Raw genomic sequence first — 5,123 nt, 5'->3', positions numbered from 1 at the left:
GATTACCCCCACGCCGTACCCGCGGGGAGCGTGGGGGTAAGCCACGTTCGGCGGAATGGTGTGGGTCGTCAGACGATCCTGTCGAAGCACTTCGTCTCGACGCGCCGGGTCATCCGCCAACCGTCGGCAGTGCGGATGAACTCGTCGTCGTACCAGAGCCCGCAGAACAGGACCTGGCCGTCACCACCGAGGACCATCGGGTTGAAGCAGAGGATGCGCGAGGTGGCGGTGTCCCCCGCCGGATCGCGGGAGATCTTGACGTCGAAGTTGCCGATCAGATGCGAGTACGCCGGGAAGTTCGGCAACACCTCCGAGAGCCACTTCTTCACGTCGGGAAAGGCGCCGTCGATGCCACCCATGGCCCGGTAGTCGATGTATGCGTCACTCGTGAACACCAGGTCGAGGTCGTCGAACCGGCGCTTGTCGATCGCCGAGGAGTAATCCACCAGCAACTGTTGGATTTCGAGGCGGTCGGAGATCTCTTCCAGACTCAGCATCGTTCGATTGAACACCGACGCGCGAGCGCACCCGCAGCTAGGCCTGCGGACCCTCCGTCGGCGGCCAGTGCTCCCCCGGCGAGACCTCTCCCGGCTCGGTGAAGTCACCGCGCGACAGCGGCACCCACTGCTCGCTGGGTGCGGGCTGCTTCGAGGACGGGAAGTCACGGAGCTTGCCGGAGGGCTTGGCGTCCCACGTCGCGAACGTCAGCGGGGTGCGCAGCCAGCTCTCCAACAACAGGTAGCACGCCGTCAGCGAGTCCAAGTGGCTTCGTTCCCAGCCGTGGCTGCCGTCGAGCCCGAAGGCGACCAGCGCAGCGCGGGTATTGGCGCCCGCCTCGATCGCGGCGGCCGCATCGGAGCGGTAGAACCGGAAGATGTCGCGGGCGTGGGCGATGCCCTGTTCCTTGGCGAGGCGCAACAGGTTGCGGGTGAGGTGGTAGTCGAACGGACCGTGCATATCCGCCATCGGGATGGTGACACCGTGTTCCAGCGAGTGCTGGCCGGGGGCGCAGACCGCGTTGTCCACGGAGATCAGCTCCGCCACGTCAGGCGGCAGCCCACTGCTGGCGCCGTGACCGACCTCCTCGGTGATGGTCACCATGATCGTCGTGCGGTGCGGCAGCACGACCTTGTTCTCCATGACATTGCGCGCCAGCGCCAGGGCCACGGCGACGCCAGCCTTGCCGTCGAGGTGGCGCGAGACGATGAAGTCGTCCTCGGTGAGCTCGGGGCTGGTGATGAACGCGACGAAGTCCCCCACGTTGAGCCCGAGTTCGACCAAGTCCTCGCGGGTCGAGACGTTGCGGTCGATCCGGACCTCGACGTGATCCCAGTCGGTCGGCTGGGTGTCGATCTCGTCCCCGTATGCGTGCCCAGAAGCCTTGAGCGGCATGACGGTTCCCGTGATGAACTGCTCGCTGTCATCGGTGAAGATCCGCACCCGGGCCCCTGCGGCGAAGCGTGCCGAGAACGTGCCAACCGGGATCAGCTCGAGTCTGCCGTTGTCCTTCAGTTCGCGCACCATGCAACCGATGGTGTCGGCGTGGACGACGATCGCCCGGTCGGTGGTGGCCGACTTACCCGGGAGCTCGGCGGTCAGCGCGCCGCGGCGGGTCAGGGTGAACGGCACGCCGAGGTCGTCGAAGATGCCTCCGATCAACTGCATCACCGCGTCCGTACGACCCGAGGGACTCGGCGTCTGCAGCAGTGCGAGCAGGGTGTCGACCATCCAGGTGCGGTCGTCTGCAGGCATCTCAGCGGAGGCGGTCACGGCGTCAGTCAAGGTTGCCCTTCCAGGTCTTGGTTTGGTCCGGGGTGGTCGAGGCGAGCCTATCGAGACTCGGTTCTACTCGACGGGAGCGGGCTGCCACGCCCACGGAGTCGCCGCGGTTCTTGGGAAGAGCAGATCCACGAATGCCTGTGCGGTCGGCCGTGGTTCGTGATTCGCCAGACCGGGCCGTTCGTTCGCCTCGATGAAGACGTACTCCTCCCCGTCCACCAACGGCACGATGAGATCGATTCCCGTGACGGGGATGCCGATCGCGTCCGCAGCGTCGATGGCGACCCTCGCCAGCTTGGGATTCAGATCGTCGGTCACGTCGCGGATCGTGCCGCCCGTGTGCAGGTTCGCGGTGCGCCGCACGGTCAGGTGCTCGTTGAGGGGCAGCACGTCGTCGAGATCCCAGCCCTCCTCGCGCACCGTGTCGGTGGTGATCTCGTCGACGGGGATCGTGGATTCGCCGTGCGTGGCGGCGGCGCGACGGCGGCTCTGCGCCTCGACGAGGTGGCGGATGGTGTGATCGCCGCTCCCGACCACCTCCGGGGGACGCCGCAGTGCGGCCGCGATCACCTTGCCGTTGATCACGACGATGCGAAGGTCCTCGCCATCGCACCGTTCCTCGAGCAGGACGTCGGGGCTGTGCTGGACCGCCAAGGCGATCGCACGGTCGAGGTCCTCGGGCCGGGTCACCCCGACGGTGATGCCCGCACCCTGCTCACCGCGGGCCGGCTTCACCACCACTGAACCCACCTTCTCGAGGAAGTCATGGTCCTCGTCGGTGAAGGTCGCCGTCCGGCCCTCCGGCACCCGGATGCCCGCCTCGGCGACCACCCTGCGGGCGACGCGCTTGTCGTCACACCGGCTCATGGCGACGGCGTTGGTGAGCTCGGAGAGCGACTCGCGGGTCACCACGCTGGTACCGCCGTGCGTCAGCTTGAGGTAACCCCCCTTGGCGTCGAGCACCTGGACGGCGATGCCACGCAGGATCGCCTCGTCGGCGATGATCCGGGCGTACGGATTGAGTTGGGAGAGCTCCTCCTCGGACTTGGCAGGGGCGAACAGCTTCTCGTTGATGGCGTTCTTGCGCTTGACCCCGAGGACCGGCACGCGGATGAATCCCATCCGCTCGTAGAGCGCGATGGCCCCTTCGTTGTCGTGCAGCACCGACAGGTCCATCTGCGAGCGCCCCCGTCGGACGAACTCCTCGATCAGGGACCGCACCAGCAGGCCGCCCACCCCAGGCCGGGACAGCGTGGGGTCGACGGCCAGACACCACAGGCTGGAGCCGTTCTCCTCGTCGCCGAAGAGTTGTGCGTGGTCGATGCCGGTGACCGTGCCCACCACGGCGCCGGTCTCGTCGTCGGTCACGACCAGATACACCATGTGCGGCTGGGACTGGCTGTTGTCCCACATCAGGTCGACGTCGGCGGGCACCATGCGGCACTGCAGGTAGAGCTGGTTGATCGCCGCGCAGTCCTCGTTGGCCATCACCGGGCGCACCGACAGCCCGGATACCGGCGCCGGCTCGTACTGCAGCGGCTTCGTCAGGTCGATCCGGTAGGTGAAGCTCGGATCGATGAAGAACTCCTGCGGGTGCAGGGCGACGAAGACGTGGGGCGCGTCGAGGTACATCCCGATGTCACGGCGCCCACTGGCCTCCGCGCGTAGCGCCGTGCCGAACTGCTCGGGGTCCTCGCACGTCTGACCGAACACCAGGCGACCCCAGCCGAGGTCCTGGACGACGCCGACCGCCTTCGATTCGCTGCCGGGTTCGGTAGTAGTCATGCTCACCTTGTTCCGTCGACGTGGCGGGCAAGCCAGAGTTCCAGTAACCCTATCTGCCACAACGGATTTCCACGCAGGGGGGTGAGGTTGCCGTTGGGCTCGGCGAGCATCCCGTCGACCGCGGCCGGCGCGAACAGGCCTCGATCGCGCGCCGCCGAACTGTGCAGAGCATCCCTGACGAGGTCCAGGTAGGGACCCTCGAGGTGCTTCAGCGCAGGCACCGGGAAGTAGCCCTTTGGCCGGTCGATCACCTCGTGGGGAATGACCTTGCGGGCGGCTTCCTTCAACACGCCCTTGCCGTCGTACGCGGTCTTCAGCTCGGGCGGGCACGTGGCGGCGAGTTCCACGAGCTCGTGGTCGAGGAACGGCACCCGGCCCTCCAGCCCCCACGCCATCGTCATGTTGTCGACGCGCTTGACGGGGTCGTCGACGAGCATCACGGTGGTGTCGAGTCGGAGCGCGCGGTCGGTCGCGGTGGCGGCGCCGGGGTGGGCGAAGTGCTCGAGGACGTATTCGCCCGCGGCGTCGTGATCGAGCTGCCATCGCGGCTGCAGGAGCCCGTTGACCCCTTCGTGGTCGCGGTCGAAGAACGCCGTGCGGTAGCGGGACAAGGCATCGCCGGCGTCATCATCCCTGGCGTAGGCCATCGGCGGATACCAGTGGTACCCGGCAAAGATCTCGTCGGCTCCCTGCCCCGACTGCACCACCTTCACGTGCTTGCTGACCTCCTGGGACAGCAGATAGAACGCCACGCAGTCATGGCTCACCATCGGTTCGCTCATCGCGCCGATGGTGTCCGAAAGAGCAGGCAGCATGCGTGCGCTGTCGATGCGGATCTGATGGTGGTCGGTGCCGTAGTGCCTGGCGATGACGTCGGAGTACTTGAACTCGTCACCCTCCTCTCCCCCTGCCGCCTCGAAGCCGATGGAGAAGGTCTTCAGTCCGTGCTGTCCCGCCTCGGCGAGCAGACCGACGATCAGGCTCGAGTCAAGACCGCCGGAGAGCAGGCACCCGACGGGAACGTCGGCGACGAGGCGCCGCTCCACCGCGGTCCGCAGCGAGGCGAGGATCGCTTCCTCCCATTCCACCGCCGACCAGCCCGCCCGCTCGGCCGACCGCTCGAACATCGGCTCCCAGTAGGTCTCCTGCGTTCTGGTGCCGTCGGCCTCGATGCGCATGATGGTGCCCGGCTCGAGCTTGCGAACCCCGCGCAGGATCGTGTGTGGGGCGGGGACCACCGAGTGGAAACTCAGGTAGTGGTTCAGCGCGACGGGGTCGAGGTCGGTATCGACGCCGCCCGCGGCAACGAGAGCCGTGAGCGACGAGGCGAAGCGCATGGCACCGCCGCCGTCACCGTCCTCCACGTCGCACCAGTACAGCGGCTTGACGCCGAGCCGGTCTCGCGCCAGCACCACACGACCCGTGTCGCGCTCGGCGATGGCGAAGGCGAACATCCCCTTGAGGTGGTCCACCACCCGCTCGCCCCATTCGCGGTAGCCCTTGAGAATGACCTCGGTGTCGCTGTGCGAGAAGAAGCGGTACCCCTTGCCGAGCAGTTG

Annotated in this window: 4 protein-coding genes; all 4 read right to left on the bottom strand. The window is 67.2% G+C overall.

Features of this window, described 5'->3' with window-relative positions; all coding sequences use genetic code 11:
* Nucleotides 1–68: 68 nt before the first annotated feature.
* Entirely contained in the window at nt 69–497 is a 429-nt protein-coding gene (locus tag ACRDUX_RS19310) for a nuclear transport factor 2 family protein (protein ID WP_526415630.1), read from the bottom strand.
* Nucleotides 498–534: 37 nt separating this feature from the next.
* The gene (locus ACRDUX_RS19305) at nt 535–1,752 is read right to left on the bottom strand and encodes an osmoprotectant NAGGN system M42 family peptidase (RefSeq protein ID WP_526415631.1); all 1,218 of its coding nucleotides are present in this window, start codon (nt 1,750–1,752) and stop codon (nt 535–537) included.
* Nucleotides 1,753–1,845: 93 nt separating this feature from the next.
* On the bottom strand, nt 1,846–3,564 hold the full coding sequence (gene ngg / locus ACRDUX_RS19300) for an N-acetylglutaminylglutamine synthetase (RefSeq protein ID WP_526415629.1): 1,719 nt from the start codon (nt 3,562–3,564) through the stop codon (nt 1,846–1,848).
* Nucleotides 3,565–3,566: 2 nt separating this feature from the next.
* On the bottom strand, nt 3,567–5,123 hold a 1,557-nt coding region (locus tag ACRDUX_RS19295), incomplete at its 5' end, for an N-acetylglutaminylglutamine amidotransferase (RefSeq protein ID WP_526415628.1).

Source organism: Mycobacterium sp. (assembly GCF_050701675.1).
GTDB lineage: Bacteria > Actinomycetota > Actinomycetes > Mycobacteriales > Mycobacteriaceae > Mycobacterium.
The sequence above is the reverse complement of the archived record's forward strand: the minus strand, read 5'-3'. Positions and strand labels throughout refer to the sequence as shown.